At 64.7% G+C, this 13,363-nt stretch carries 13 protein-coding genes; 4 read left to right on the top strand and 9 right to left on the bottom strand.

Annotation, left to right across the window (positions count from 1 at the left end):
* Window positions 1-264 precede the first annotated feature (264 nt).
* Window positions 265-642 carry a YkvA family protein gene (locus AC1DHL_RS29465; RefSeq protein ID WP_478164287.1) on the bottom strand — a complete coding sequence of 126 codons (378 nt, stop codon included), beginning with the start codon at window positions 640-642 and terminating at the stop codon, window positions 265-267.
* 41 nt (window positions 643-683) lie between these two features.
* Between AC1DHL_RS29465 and AC1DHL_RS29460 the strand changes: the two genes are divergently transcribed.
* From AC1DHL_RS29460 to AC1DHL_RS29450, 3 genes are all read left to right on the top strand, one after another.
* Window positions 684-1,595 carry a sensor histidine kinase gene (locus tag AC1DHL_RS29460; RefSeq protein WP_478164286.1) on the top strand — a complete coding sequence of 304 codons (912 nt, stop codon included), beginning with the start codon at window positions 684-686 and terminating at the stop codon, window positions 1,593-1,595.
* Window positions 1,592-2,227 carry a response regulator gene (locus AC1DHL_RS29455; protein ID WP_478164285.1) on the top strand — a complete coding sequence of 212 codons (636 nt, stop codon included), beginning with the start codon at window positions 1,592-1,594 and terminating at the stop codon, window positions 2,225-2,227. Before AC1DHL_RS29460 ends, AC1DHL_RS29455 begins: the two co-directional genes overlap by 4 nt.
* Before the next feature lie 114 nt (window positions 2,228-2,341).
* On the top strand, window positions 2,342-4,903 hold the full coding sequence (locus tag AC1DHL_RS29450) for a TonB-dependent receptor (protein ID WP_478164284.1): 2,562 nt from the start codon (window positions 2,342-2,344) through the stop codon (window positions 4,901-4,903).
* Between the two features lie 9 nt (window positions 4,904-4,912).
* On the opposite strand, the gene AC1DHL_RS29445 is transcribed toward AC1DHL_RS29450, so the two are convergent.
* On the bottom strand, window positions 4,913-6,181 hold the full coding sequence (locus tag AC1DHL_RS29445) for a porin (RefSeq protein WP_478164283.1): 1,269 nt from the start codon (window positions 6,179-6,181) through the stop codon (window positions 4,913-4,915).
* 185 nt (window positions 6,182-6,366) lie between these two features.
* Here AC1DHL_RS29445 and AC1DHL_RS29440 point away from each other — a divergent pair, with 185 nt between their 5' ends.
* The gene (locus AC1DHL_RS29440) at window positions 6,367-7,203 is read left to right on the top strand and encodes a L,D-transpeptidase (protein ID WP_478164282.1); all 837 of its coding nucleotides are present in this window, start codon (window positions 6,367-6,369) and stop codon (window positions 7,201-7,203) included.
* Window positions 7,204-7,229: 26 nt separating this feature from the next.
* Here the strand turns inward: AC1DHL_RS29440 and AC1DHL_RS29435 are convergent, their stop codons facing one another.
* The 7 genes from AC1DHL_RS29435 to AC1DHL_RS29405 all read right to left on the bottom strand — a co-directional run.
* Window positions 7,230-8,336: a Zn-dependent alcohol dehydrogenase gene (locus AC1DHL_RS29435; RefSeq protein WP_478164281.1), complete on the bottom strand. Its 1,107-nt coding sequence runs from the start codon at window positions 8,334-8,336 to the stop codon at window positions 7,230-7,232.
* Between the two features lie 49 nt (window positions 8,337-8,385).
* The gene (locus AC1DHL_RS29430) at window positions 8,386-9,789 is read right to left on the bottom strand and encodes an aldehyde dehydrogenase family protein (protein WP_478164280.1); all 1,404 of its coding nucleotides are present in this window, start codon (window positions 9,787-9,789) and stop codon (window positions 8,386-8,388) included.
* Between the two features lie 240 nt (window positions 9,790-10,029).
* Window positions 10,030-10,257 carry a hypothetical protein gene (locus AC1DHL_RS29425; protein WP_478105886.1) on the bottom strand — a complete coding sequence of 76 codons (228 nt, stop codon included), beginning with the start codon at window positions 10,255-10,257 and terminating at the stop codon, window positions 10,030-10,032.
* Between the two features lie 63 nt (window positions 10,258-10,320).
* A complete protein-coding gene (locus tag AC1DHL_RS29420; RefSeq protein WP_478105885.1) occupies window positions 10,321-10,554 on the bottom strand; it encodes an HHHH-motif protein in 234 nt (77 codons plus the stop codon).
* Window positions 10,555-10,598: 44 nt separating this feature from the next.
* Window positions 10,599-11,138 (bottom strand): hypothetical protein, encoded by a 540-nt coding sequence (locus AC1DHL_RS29415; protein WP_478164279.1) that lies wholly within the window; start codon window positions 11,136-11,138, stop codon window positions 10,599-10,601.
* Between the two features lie 250 nt (window positions 11,139-11,388).
* Window positions 11,389-12,147 carry a hypothetical protein gene (locus AC1DHL_RS29410; protein WP_478164278.1) on the bottom strand — a complete coding sequence of 253 codons (759 nt, stop codon included), beginning with the start codon at window positions 12,145-12,147 and terminating at the stop codon, window positions 11,389-11,391.
* Window positions 12,148-12,515: 368 nt separating this feature from the next.
* Window positions 12,516-13,363 (bottom strand): YadA family autotransporter adhesin (locus AC1DHL_RS29405; protein WP_478105882.1); only part of this gene is annotated, 848 nt, incomplete at its 5' end.

The following is a 13,363-nucleotide window of genomic DNA, read 5'->3' as shown; positions in this document are numbered from 1 at the left end:
GGCCTGTTCACACTACTTCCGGGGTCGCGAAGGTATGCCAGGACGGGCCAATCAAGGCGCGCGACGCCGCATGTGCGTTGGCACATGCAAGGAGCGCAACGCCGAGTGGCCCGTCCTGGCATACCTTCCCTTCGGGTTGTCGTGCAAAGGGGCCGTCTGCGGCGTTGCCCACGCTTGCAAGGCCAAAGCCTTGCTRCGCGCGGGCGCCTTGCATCCAGCCCCTTTGCACGGCAACGCGATCCCCGGAAGTAGTGTGAACAGGCCCTACCATGCCCAAACCAGCGCCCCGACCGCGAGCCAGATCGCAACGACCAGCACGGCGCCCCAAGGGCTGCGAGGCTTGCCTTCTCCGCGACGCATCCATTCGTCCGCCTTGACCCGGGAGTCGGAGAGAACGTCCTGCGGCAGCATCCGGATCGCGAGCCAGATCAAGGCAGGAAGCAAGATGACATCGTCGACGTAGCCCAGCACGGGGATGAAATCGGGGATCAGGTCAATGGGACTCAGCGCATAGGCAACGACGAATGCGCCCAGCAGCTTTGGCAACCATGACGTGCCTGGATGGCGATACGCAAACCGGAGCGTGACCACGTCACGCTTGACGCGCCTCGCCCACTGACGGATGTCCTGGAGAAACGACACAGGAATTATTCTTGCATGTGCTCGATCTGGAGGGATGGCAAATGAGAGCTGTATTGCGGCTGTCGCGACCGGGTTCCAACGGCACAGGTCGATACGATCTCGCCTGGGTACTCGTGGGGACTGTGCTGACCTTCTTGCTGTCGAGCGCGTTGGAGTTGCACGAACGCCTGGCCTCGATCTTCATGCGCGCAGAAGCGTGGCAGGTGGACGAGGTTCCGCTCACGCTGGTCGCGCTGTCGCTGGGCCTGGCCTGGTACGCACGGCGCCGTCGCCAGGAAGCTGCGCGCCTGCTGGCACAGAACCGAGAACTCGCGCAGAAACTGATCGCCGTCCAGGACAGCGAGCGGCTGGCGCTGGCGCGCGAGTTGCACGACGAGTTCGCCCAGCATTGCACCGCAATCCGTATCGAGGCCACCTACATCCAGCGCTCGTCCTCGCTCGAGCAGATCGGGGAGGCCGCGCGGCGCGCCGCGGCGTCGGCCGAACTGCTGCAGGTGGGCGTGCGGCGCCTGGTGCGGCGGCTGAGGCCGGCGGAGCTCGACCAGCTTGGCCTGGTCGCCGCGATGCAATCGCTGTGCGAAGCCTGGGCGACGCGCAGCGGCGTGCGCTGCCAGTTTCATTCCCGGGGCGATCTGCGCCAACTCGGCGAGGCGATCGACACCACCATCTATCGGGTGACCCAGGAAACCCTGGCCAATGTCGTGCGTCACGCGAATGCCACGCGCGTGAACATCGAGCTCACGGCGACTCCCCAGGTCTTGAGCCTGAGCGTGGAAGACGATGGCCGCGGCTTCACCGTCGCGACACCGGAGCGCGGCTTCGGTCTGCTCGGTGCGACGGAGCGCGCCGCGGCACTTGGCGGCAGCTTCGAAGCCGACAGCGCGCCGGGCGCCGGCACGCGCATCCGCATGCAGCTTCCCTTGGTGCCTGAACTTCGCGCGGGGGCGGCGTGATTCGGCTCCTGCTGGTCGACGACCACCCTGTGGTGCGAGAGGGATACCGCCACCTGCTGGAACAGGACGGCGACATGGCGGTCGTCGCGCAGGCCGCCAGTGTCGATGAGGCTTGTGCGCAGTTCGCGGCCCATGAGCCCGACATCACGGTCACCGACCTGGGGATGCCCGGCAGCAGCGGCCTCGAGTTGATTCGCCGCCTGCGCGAACGTGATGCACAGGCGCGGACGCTGGTCTTCAGCATGCACGACACCGACATGCTGGTGCACCGCGCGCTCGAACTCGGCGCGCTGGGCTTCGTCTCCAAGACCAGCCCGCCCGAGTGCCTGATCGATGCGGTCCGCAGCGTGCGCGAAGGCCGCCGCTACCTGAGCCCGGCACTGGCCCGGCGCCTGGTCGACGGAGCCGACGAGTCGCTGGCCTTCGATTCGCTGACCCAGCGCGAATTCGAGATCTTCCGCCTGCTGTCGCGCGGCGAATCCCTGGCCGCCTGCGCCCAGACATTGCATCTGAGCCAGAAGACCGTGTCGAACCTCCAGAGCCTGATCAAGGACAAGCTGGGCATCCACACCACGGCCGAGATGGCGCACCTGGCGCTTCGCCACGGCCTCATCCCCACCGGAGACGCCTGAACCGGCCGGCCCACGTCGGGAAATCTTCCCTGTCGCATTCGACCGTCCTGCGATAACTTGGTGCGAGGGCGCGCAGTGATGCGCGATAACAAGTTCAAACACCGAGGAGACAGCATGTCCGGACACGCGCGCGCGCTTGTTTTCTCGTCAGCGCCTGTGGCGACAGCGGTCCTGCTGCTGTGCCATGGCCTGGCGGCCCACGCACAGGCGGAGCCCACCGAAGAAACTGCCCCGGTCGTCCAGGCCGTGCCCGATCTGCCGACCATCAACGTCATCGCAGTCACGCCGCTGCCCGGCATCGACGTGCCGCGCGACCAGATACCCTCGAACGTGCAGACCGCGACGGACGCCGACATGGAACGCCTTCATTCGCTCGACTTGTCGAACTTTCTGAACCGCGCAATCGGCGGCGTGACCGTCAACGAGACCCAGGGCAATCCCTTCCAGCCCGATATCAACTACCGCGGGTTCACCGCATCTCCGCTGCTCGGCACGCCACAGGGACTCTCGGTGTTTCTCGACGGTGTGCGGCTGAACCAGCCCTTCGGCGATGTGGTCAGTTGGGATCTGTTCTCTCGCACCGCCATCGCGTCGATTGCGCTGATGCCGGGCAGCAATCCCCTGTTCGGCCTCAACACCCTGGGTGGCGCGCTGTCGATCCAGACCAAGGACGGCATCCACTTCCCGGGCACATCGGTCCAGGTGCTGGGCGGCTCATACGGCCGTGCGGCCGCGGAGTTCGAGACCGGCGGCTACAACACCGACAACGGCATGCATTGGTACGTCACCGGCAACGCCTTCCGCGAAGACGGCTGGCGCCCCGCATCGCCTTCCGATCTGCGCCAGTTGTTCACCAAGGTCGGACGGAAGACTCGGGACGGCGATGTGTCGCTGACGCTGGCACTGGCCGACAACGACCTGACCGGCAACGGCGTGCAGGAACAGGGCGCGCTGCAGCGTGACTGGGGCAGCGTCCGCTCCATCCCCGACAACACCCGAAACCGGTCCGCCTTCCTCAACCTCGCCACCGTACAGGCCTTGAGCGACTCGCTCACCTTCTCGGGCAACGCCTATTACCGCAAGATCAACGCCAAGACCTTCAACGGCGATGTCAACGACGATTCCTTCGACCAGTCGGTCTACCAGCCCAACGCCGCCGAGCGGGCAGCACTGGCGGCCGCCGGCTACACGGGTTTCCCGACCAGCGGGGAGAACGCGTCGAATACGCCCTTTCCCAAGTGGCGCTGCATCGCGAACGCGCTGCTGAACTCAGAGCCGAACGAAAGGTGCAACGGCCTGATCAACCAGACGGAAGCGGACCAGACCAACTATGGCCTCGCGGGCCAGCTGTCGAAACAGGCGAAGACGGGCAGTGTCGGGCACCAGTTCGTCGTCGGCGCCGCCTACGACGCCAGCCGCGTGACCTTCACGCAAGGCACGCAGTTCGGCTACCTCAACCCCGACCGCACGATCACGCCGGTGTTCGGCCCCGGCGCCTTTGCAGACGGAAGTCAAGACTCCGAAGACGCCTTCGACGCGCGGGTCAACTTGTCGAGCCGCTCGAGCACTGGAAGCATCTACGCCACCGACACGATGGAGTTCAATCCGCGGACGCACCTGACGCTGTCCGGACGCTACAACCACACCTCGCTGACGAATGTCGACGGCATCACGCCCGGCGGCGGACCGGGTTCGCTCGATGGTGACTACACCTTCGCGCGCTTCAATCCTGCCGCCGGGTTGACCTTTGCGGCGACCGAGATGGTCACCCTCTATGCAGGCGCCAACCAGGGCAGCCGGGCGCCCACGGCGATCGAGTTGGGCTGCGCCGATCCCGCGAGCCCTTGCAAGCTGCCGAATTCCTTCGCCGGCGACCCGCCGCTCAAGCAGGTCGTCACCACCACCTTCGAAGCCGGCCTGCGCGGCACAGTGGTCGGCACCGTGTTCTGGAACCTCGGTGTGTTCCGCTCGGACAATCGCGACGACATCCTTTTCGTTTCGGACAACTCGAGCGGCTTTGGCTACTTCAAGAACTTCGGCAAGACACGGCGCCAGGGGGTCGAGATGGGCCTGCAGGCCAAGCCCGCCGCCAGTTGGACCTTCGGCGGCAACCTGAGCCTGCTGGATGCGACCTACCAAAGCCCGGAGACGATCGACGGCTCGGGCAACAGCAGCAATTCCTCCGCCCAGGCAGGTTTCCCCGGCACGGAAGGGACCATCCAGATCAATCCCGGCGATCGCATACCGCAGCTGCCGCTGCGCAGCATCAAGCTCTTCGCAGACTGGGAGCCGAACGCGCACTGGCGCGTCGGCGCAGACATGAACGCGGTGAGCGGCACAACGGTGCGCGGCAACGAGAACGGCCTGGACACCCCCGATGGCCTCTACTACACCGGCCCAGGGCGCAGCGGGGGCTACGCGGTGTTCAACCTCGGCGTGGACTACAAGCCCAAGCCCGGACTGAAGTTCTTCGTGCAGATCACCAACCTGTTCGATCGCAAGTACACGACCGGCGGCCAGCTGGGAATCAATGGCTTCACCGTGAACGGCGCCTACATCGCACGGGCGCTTCCGGCGAACGCGAATGGCGACTTTCCGGTCAGCCGTGCGACCCTCTTGTCGCCCGGTGCGCCGCGCACTGCGTGGGTCGGAATGCGCTACACCTTCGGGACCTGAGCGGCGGCGTCAGAACGCGTGGCGAATGCCGAAGTCGTAGCCGTAACCCCGATCCGCGCGATAGCCGGGCGCACTGGAATTGACGACATTGACGTAGCCCGGCGCCACGTCCGCCGAGGCGACGTTGACCACGCCGATGGCCGCACCGTTCTCGTTCTTCGTGACCGCGAAAGTCGCGTAGAGAGCCGTCCGCTTCGAGAGGTTGTACACGTAGCCGAGAGCGAACTTGTTGGCCTTCGGGTCGGGCGTGATCATCGGCACCGGACCGTATGGCGTGAAGTTGAAGAACTCGCCCTTCACCTGCGCGTATGACATCTTGATCTGGCTCGCCCCCAGCGGGACGGTCAGGCCGAAAAGAAAGTTGCGCGTGTTCACGTCGAGCGGCGGAGTCAGTGCCGGCGTGAACGGGAAAGTCGCGATGTTCGCGAAGTCCGTCTTGACGTCGACGCGCGAGTATTCGCCAAAGAGCTTCACCAGACCGAAGTCGTACGAGGCGCCGAGGTTGGCCGTGTTCGCCTTCGTGGTCGAGCCGAAGTGGAAGTTGTCGGCGAGGGTGCTGCTGCCGTAAGAGGCTGCGATGTCGAACGGGCCACGGGTGTAGCCGACGCGAGCACCGGCGTAGCCGCCCGTGCGCGCGATGTTGGCGGCCTTGGGATCGTCCTCTATCAGCTCCGAAGACACGTTCTCGTTGAAAGCATACATCGCCTGACCATAGAAACCTCCCAGGTTGCCCGGCAGGAAGTAGCCGACGGAATTGGACTTGCGGGCATAGAAGCCCCGGTTGAGAGAGACGGTGGGCAATGCCCCGCCCAGCATCTGGGCAATGAGGCTGGTGCCGACACCCACGACGCCGAAGGGATCGAAGACAGCGTCGTCCCAGAAAGTCGGCGTGTAGTCGCGGCCGAGGCGCACTTCGCCAAATGGCCCGAGCAGGCTCACTGTCGAGCGGCGATCGAAGAAGACACCGCCGCGGCCGAGCGTGCCGACATCGTTCCAAAGGGTCGATTCGAGCCAGAAGGCGGCGGCATAGCCACCACCCAAGTCCTCCTGTCCGCGGTAGCCCAGTCGCGACGACGCGTTGCCGCTGTTGGACAGCGCCCACTGGCTCTGCTTGATGTCCGGCTGCGGGACGGAACGCGGTGGGTAGTTCTGGTATCGGCTGGTCGTTTCGTAGTAGCTGACGCCGGCGTCGACAACGCCGAACAAGGTGGTGGACGACTGGGCCGATGCAGCGCCGGCTGCGATCAGGGCAGCCAGGCTGACGAGAGTTTTCTTCATGGATGAGGGGTGACGGAGCAAGGGTGAGTAGCGATAAAAAAGCATCCCGTAACGCTTTGCAACGGGTGGCCTACCGTACTTCGCGCACCCGGTTCGCCCTCCCCCCGCACAGGGTGGAGGGGTTTCACCTAGGGCCCCGCGCCCCCTGGCGAACCGCAGATTCGGAGCAGAGTCGAAACATCAACATGTCCGCCTCCTGTCGCCGTATTGCCGCATCGTTGATAGCTCTTGCCCTCGGTCTTGGAGGCGTCTGCATCGGGCAAGCACAGCCGGGGCCCGCGGACCTGCGCATTGCCTACCGCGAACAGGTCGACCGCCAGCTGGACGTCCCAGCCGACGAAAGCCAGCGATACGGCCTGCTTGCAGCCGCCGCGCTCGAGGGCGCCGGGGCCGATCCAGGGCCGGCACAGTACGTGGCATTGGTCGACCGCAGCCCGAACGTGCAAGCCATCTTCATTTATTGGCTCGCAGCCGGAAGCTTTCCCGAACTGGTCGGCGCTTCGCCCGTTTCGACCGGACGTGGCGGCGAGTTCGATCACTTCCAGACCCCGTTGGGCGTCTACGAACACACGCCGTCGAATCCCGATTTCCGCGCCGAAGGCACTCGCAACGAGAACGGCATTCGCGGCTACGGACTCGCCGGCATGAGGGTGTTCGACTTCGGGTGGCAACAGGCCGAGCGACTGTGGGGGAACGGCGGCATCAGCACTATGCGGCTGCAGATGCACGCCACCGATCCTGAGTATCTGGAGCCACGCCTCGGAAGCGTGCAGTCCAAGGGCTGCATCCGGATTCCGGCGAGCCTGAACCGTCTGCTCGACCACTTCGGTGTGCTGGACGCCGACTATCTCCGCGCCCGCACCGAAGGTTCATCCATGTGGGTGCTGCCGGCCACGCAAACGCCGGTCGACAGCGGCGGCCGCTATCTCGTCATCGTCGACACGGAGCGAACGGAGCGCCCTGCCTGGGCGCCTGCGCCCGGAGAGCCGGAGCGCAGGATTTCCGCTCCGCCCGCGCCTTGATTCAGCGTGGCCGCCATCCAACCGCGTCAGTCGAAGACGATCACGCCGCGCGCATTGCGCCCGTTTGCGAGATCGTCGAAGGCTTGTGGTGCCTCCTCGATGCGATAGCGCTTCGTGATGAGTTCGTCCAGCTTGAGCTTGCCGGCCTGGTAAAGCCCCACCAGGCGCGGGAAGTCGTAGCGCGGGCGGGTCGAGCCATAGAAGCTGCCCTTGAGCGTCTTCTCTTCGAAGGCGAAGCTCGCGGTGCGCAAGGTGGTGGTGTTCTCCGGCCGCGCCAGCCCGACGACCACTGCGGTGCCGCCGTTGCGCAAGCACGCATAGGCCTGCGCCACGATCTCGCCGTGTCCGACGCACTCGAAGGCATAGTCGGCCCCGCCACCGGTGAGCTTGCGCAGGTCCTTCACCAGGTTCTCGGTCTTCGAGGCATCGATGACATGGGTGGCGCCGAAGGTCTTCGCCAATTCGAGCTTGCCGGCCAGCATGTCGACCGCAACGATCATGCTGGCACCGGCGTTCTGGCAGCCCTGGATGGTGGAAAGGCCCACCCCGCCCGCGCCGAACACCACGCACACCGAACCGGCTTCCACCTTGGCCGTATTGCACGCCGCGCCCCAGCCCGTCATGACGCCGCAGCCGATCAGGGCGCAGCGGTCCAGCGGCACGCCGGGCACGATCTTCACGACGCTGTTCTCATGCAGCGTGGCGTACTCGGCCATCACGCCGCAACCACCCATCACGCCCAGCGGCTGGCCCTGCGCGTCGCTGGTGCGCACATGGCCGCCCGTCAGCTTGCCCGGCGGCGTGAGCTTGCCCGCTTCGCACAGGTTGGCCCGACCCGTGGTGCAGTAGCGGCACTTGCCGCAGGTGTTGACGAAGCTGCTGATGACATGGTCGCCCACCTTGAGGTCGGCGACGCCCGCGCCCACCTGGCACACCACGCCCGCGCCTTCATGGCCCAGGATGACCGGAGCCGGCAGCGGCAACGTGCCATTGGTGACAGAGAGGTCGCTGTGGCAGACGCCGCAGGCGGCCATCTTGATCATGACCTCCCCGGGGCCCGGAGGGTCGACCAGGATGTCTTCGACGCGGACTGCGGTGCTGTCGGCACGGTAGACGACGGCTTTGGATCGCATTTGCATTTCTTGTGAATCTCGCTGAGATGGATTGCAGGTTCAGCCGGCCTCAGCCGACCATGGTTTGGATGGCCGTGTACTCCAGCAGGCCCTCGACGCCGTTCTCGGCGCCAATGCCCGACTGCTTGCGTCCGGCAAAGGGCGACTGCGGGTCGAGCAGGTGCAGGTTGTTGATCCACACGGTGCCCGCCTCCAGCCGGGCACCGATCGCGCGGGCCTGCTCGGCATCGCTGGACCAGACCGAGCCGCCCAAGCCGAATTCGCTGTCATTGGCGCGGCGGACGACCTCGTCGACATCGGAAAAGCGCAACAGCGGCACGATGGGGCCAAAGGGCTCTTCGACCACGACGCGCGCGTCGTCGGGTGGGTTGTCCACCACGGCCGGCGGAATGAAGTAACCCGCGCCCTCGGGCACGTCGCCGCCGGCCAGGAAACGATGGCCGGCCGCCTTGGTTGCGGCAATGAGTTCCTTCACCCGTTCGTACTGCGGCCGGTTCTGCACCGGCCCCAGCATCACACCTTCTCGCGTGCCCGGGCCCATCGGCGCGGACGTGGCGGCGGCGGCGAAGGCCTGCGCGAAGGCGTCGTAGATCGCGTCGTGCACATAGATGCGCTTGGCGGCGATGCAGACCTGGCCGGAATTGAGGAAAGCGCCCATGAAGAGCTTGCGCGCGACCTTGGCGACGTCCACGTCGGGCATGACGATGGCCGCGTCGTTGCCACCGAGTTCCAGCGTCACGTGCTTGAGGGTGGGCGCGGCAGAGGCCATGACACGACGACCGGTCGCGGTCGAGCCCGTGAAGGCCACCTTCGCGATGCCGGGATGCGACGTCAGCCACGGGCCCAGTGCGTCGCCACCGCACAGCACATTGAACACGCCGGGTGGGAACAGGTCCGCCGCGAGTTCACCGACGCGCAGCGTGGCCAGGGGCGTGAAGGGAGACGGTTTCAGGATCACGGTGTTGCCGGCCATCAGGGCCGGTGCCAGCTTCCAGAAGGCAAGCATGAGCGGGAAGTTCCAGGCGGCGATGGCCGCCACCACGCCGAGCGGCACACGGCGCGTGGTCCAGCCCATGCCAGCCTTGTCTGTGCGCTCGGCCACGGGCAGTTCCATCTGCGCGAAGCTGCGGCACCAGTGCACGCAGCCGAGCACTTCGGACTTGGCCATGGGAAGCGGCCGGCCCTGCTCGCGCGTGAGCAGCAGCGCGAGTTCGTCGGCATGCTCCAGGATGCGGGCAGCGAACGCCTCCATGCGTTCACGGCGATGTGTATGCGTGGTGCGGCTCCAGCCGTCGAAGGCCGCCTGCGCGGCTTTCACCGTGGCATCGAGCAGTTCGCGTGTGCAGTCGGGCACTTGGGCGATGACTTCTTCCGTTGCCGGGTCGAGCACTGGCAGCGTGCCGGGCAAGTCGAGAAGCTGGCCGTTGGAAAGCGGCCTGAAAGCGAGGCTCATGGTTTGCATATTTCTGTTGACTCTGAAAGTGGTTCGATGCTTCAGGCTCGACCACGCTGAACATTCCATCGGCTGGTCGGGAATGTTCATGAGCAGTGTTCGGACGAAGACAGCGAGCGCGGCCTCGCGCGCTACGGTACGCAGTGAAACAGGAACGCGCGGCGCTCTCACCACCCGAGGTGGGTGAAAGGGGAAACCCTGACCTGGTAGGCGTGAGATTGGGACGCCGTCGAATCGCAGTTAGTCGATCCAGGGGCCCCCAAGCATTGCTTGTATGTATGCCGCAACCTTGACGAGGTCCTCGTCAGACAAGGGAGCCGGTGGAGCGTCAACAAGATGCTCAGAGACCAGATGCAGCTTCGCGGATGCATTGGGCTGCTCTTGCAGCAGCACCGCGATCGCCGCGGTCTGGGCGACAGCTCTCAACTCGAGCGCACGGAGTCGCGCATTGACTTCTTCCAGTTCCATTTTTTCCCCTCCTGACCGTGATGGTGGCGGCGGCAAGCGACGGAGCTACTGCGATCGGATTGGCTATGAAGGCGAACCAGAGGCTGGCGCCCCGCCCTCCGGCGGCTTTGATACCGGCGGCGGCGCGCTGGTGTCGGGTGAACGGACCCGTTGGCAGATCATCCGACCCGTCTGGCGGTCCCAATGGCAGGACCTGGACTTGGTGGGTGTATCCGCCGAGGCGATCGTAGGCGCCAGGACGGCGAGACCGGCGAAGCCAACGGCACTGGAGAGGATCAGTGTCTTGAGGTGTTTCACAGGGGCAGCTTACACCGCTACTCGGCAAACTGCAGCTTCCCAGTTCAGTCCTTGAGTCCGGCCAGCGCGCGCGCTTCGCTTTCGTAGGTCGGGTAGGACGCCTTCATCACTGCACCGTTGAGGATCATCTCGGCCACCAGCTCACGCGACGCCGCGTCGAAGACGTGGGTACGAACCCAGATCGATTCGGTGCGTGCGCTTTCGCTAAGCGCAATGATCTCGCGCTCGAGCTCGTAATCCTGATCGACGAAGAGCGGGCCCTTGATGAGCCGGATCTGCTGGCCAGCGAACAGTCCGACTGCGGGCTTGCGCCCGCTCAGGCCCGATTGCGCGGACGTGGAACCCAGCAGCACGCTGATCATCTCGGTCGGGATGATCGGCCGCCCCCAAGGCGATTCGGCACCGGATTCCCGCGTGTACCACGGACTTGGCTCAGTGATCACCTTCAACTTGTCGGCCAAGGTGAACGGATAGTGGTCGCCCATGTGGCTGTCGAAGCCCATGCGGATCTTTTTGGCTGAAATGCGTGGGTCCCTCGATCGGCCCTGCGCGCAGTCCCAGCCCTTCGGCCATGGCATCGTCATGGATCGATTTGTGGCCGTCGTAACGCTGGTCCGCAAGCATTTGTCGAGGCTGGCGCAGCGGCCTGCACAAAGCTGGCACTGTGGTGAAGGGTTCGGTCATCGTCGCTTCCCTCTGTGAGGTCGGCGACTCTAGGAGGTCGCGATTTCGCAAGAAGTCACCGCCGTGACCCGCGCCGTCAGCCCTTCACGCGAGTGGCGTTGCGCATGTCTGCAGATACTCGATAGTCCCACTTCGCCGCTGGCGCGACCGTTACTGCCTTTCAAGCTGATCAACTGGATGCGGCACTGTCTCTGCGCCGAGGTCGCTCGTCCTCGCCTCCACCCGACTCAGCCGATAGCCGGCGGGACCAAGTGTCTCCAGACTCCACCCGTAGGTTCCACACAGCCGCAAATCAGTGGCCAGGCCAGTGATGGTATGAGTGAGGTAGTCATCACTGTTCCTGAACACAGGCTTGTCCAAGTACAACATCTGCTTCAAGCGCTTGTGCGACAAAGTCCGCTCGGCGTTGAAGAAGAGTTCGAGAGCGATGTCAAACGCGGCAGCGTCCAATTGCACGTTATGGTCCGCAAAAGAAACACCCCTGTCCAGCGGATCGAAGGCATAAACGCCCCACGCAAGGTGAGACCGGTTGCTCTCGAAGCCGCGAGCGCTCATAAAGGACCGGATCAGCTTGTAGAAATCACTGAAGGAACGCGGCAGGCTTGCAGCGACGCCGCGAACCTTCGGGCGTACCTCCTGGTGGCCTGCATGCAGAACCGGCACGTCCGGACCGATTGAAACCCGAACGCCTTCGAGGACCTCACGACCTTTGCTGTCTGTGACTGGCAAATTGCCGACATACAGCATATCGAGGGTCATGGCGTCGGCCCCCATGGCCGTCAACTCGTCAAGGTTCGTGAAGATAAGCGGTGCGTAGCCGAGTGAGCGCAGCACGCGGCGAGCGTACTCGCGCTCCCCAGCAGCATATGCGAGCACACCGACTCGCCTCTTGGCGACCAAGCGAATCATGACGCTGTACCACAAAGGTCAAGCCAGTCTTTTACCGAAGGACCAGGCGGTCTGCGAAGGAGAATCGAATGTGCAAGGCCCCAGATCAAGGCCACGGTGGTGAAGGCCGTCATGTTGAGTTCCCGGTGCGATGTGAATCACGCATATTTTTTTGATAGCGCCAATCAGGCGGCGGTGGATGCGTTTCCCCAACTGGGGGTGAACGGAAATCGTAAGAACGGTGTTCAGCTCGGTACATGAGAAAGGTCGGAAAGCACCAACCCAAATATCAAGTTCTGTGGCGCGCTTGCTGTGGCAGCAGTACAAGCATCAGAGGGGGCGCCGCGCAGTGCGACGCCCCCTCCGTCGTGCATCAGCCCGAGGGCCGCTTACCAGTGGAATCCGATGCCTGCGCTGACGCCGAGCTTGCCGCGGGTGTTCACCGTACCGGCCAGCTTGGTGACCCAGCGGCTGTTCTCAGCCACCTTGGAGATGCCGACTGCCACCGCCGACTCGCCGTCCATGGTGCTCACCGCAGCCGAAGCCATGCCGCGACCCGGGATGATCGACTGCGGCAGCGTCGCCACCGCCATGGCTGCAGCCGCTGCACCGTTGGAATCGCGCCTGACGCTGTCGATATCCGACTGCACTTGGTTGATGCGCTCGTCCGTGTAGGCCTGGCTGCTGGCCGAGACGGCGTCGAGTTGCCGCTTGTTTACCGCATCGGTGTCCATCACCGCGTCAGCCACGTTGGCGATCGCACGTTCGTTGCCCACTGACCCGACCGACACGATGTTTTCGCGATTGCCAGTCAGCGAGCCGGCACCTAGCGCGACGCTGTTGTTGGCCGACGCCGTTGCACCCGCACCCATGGCCACTGCGTTGTCGCCGCTCGCCACCGCTGCCTGCGAAGAATCGCCGGCGGTTGCCACTTGAGAGTTGCTGGCCTGGACGCTAGTGGAGATCTTTTCGATCACAGTCTGGTGCGTCGCTTCCAGTTGTTGCGAAAGGCTTGAGACCGAGTCTTGCACGCTGTTCACGCGGCCGTCCATGTTGGCGATGGCAGCCGTGTTGGTCGCGATGTTGACCGTGTTGGCCTGCACGTTCTGGTTGGTCGCAAACAGCTGCGAACCGTTCACCGCCTCCTGGCTGTCGACCGCCAGCTTGCCCGAAGCCACGCCGCTCAGCACACGTGCACCATCTGTGCCGGTGAAGTCCACCGACATGCCGCCCGTGT

The sequence above is a fragment of the Variovorax sp. 10L426 genome (assembly GCF_056395305.1).
This window is presented reverse-complemented; position numbering and strand designations above follow the sequence as displayed.

Coding starts and splice junctions, on each gene's coding strand:
- AC1DHL_RS29430 (WP_478164280.1), bottom strand. CDS start 9,789: ATGAGCCTCGCTTTCAGGCCGCTTTCCAACGGCCAGCTTCTCGACTTG.
- AC1DHL_RS29450 (WP_478164284.1), top strand. CDS start 2,342: ATGTCCGGACACGCGCGCGCGCTTGTTTTCTCGTCAGCGCCTGTGGCG.
- AC1DHL_RS29410 (WP_478164278.1), bottom strand. CDS start 12,147: ATGATTCGCTTGGTCGCCAAGAGGCGAGTCGGTGTGCTCGCATATGCT.
- AC1DHL_RS29460 (WP_478164286.1), top strand. CDS start 684: ATGAGAGCTGTATTGCGGCTGTCGCGACCGGGTTCCAACGGCACAGGT.
- AC1DHL_RS29435 (WP_478164281.1), bottom strand. CDS start 8,336: ATGCGATCCAAAGCCGTCGTCTACCGTGCCGACAGCACCGCAGTCCGC.
- AC1DHL_RS29415 (WP_478164279.1), bottom strand. CDS start 11,138: ATGACGATGCCATGGCCGAAGGGCTGGGACTGCGCGCAGGGCCGATCG.
- AC1DHL_RS29425 (WP_478105886.1), bottom strand. CDS start 10,257: ATGGAACTGGAAGAAGTCAATGCGCGACTCCGTGCGCTCGAGTTGAGA.
- AC1DHL_RS29440 (WP_478164282.1), top strand. CDS start 6,367: ATGTCCGCCTCCTGTCGCCGTATTGCCGCATCGTTGATAGCTCTTGCC.
- AC1DHL_RS29445 (WP_478164283.1), bottom strand. CDS start 6,181: ATGAAGAAAACTCTCGTCAGCCTGGCTGCCCTGATCGCAGCCGGCGCT.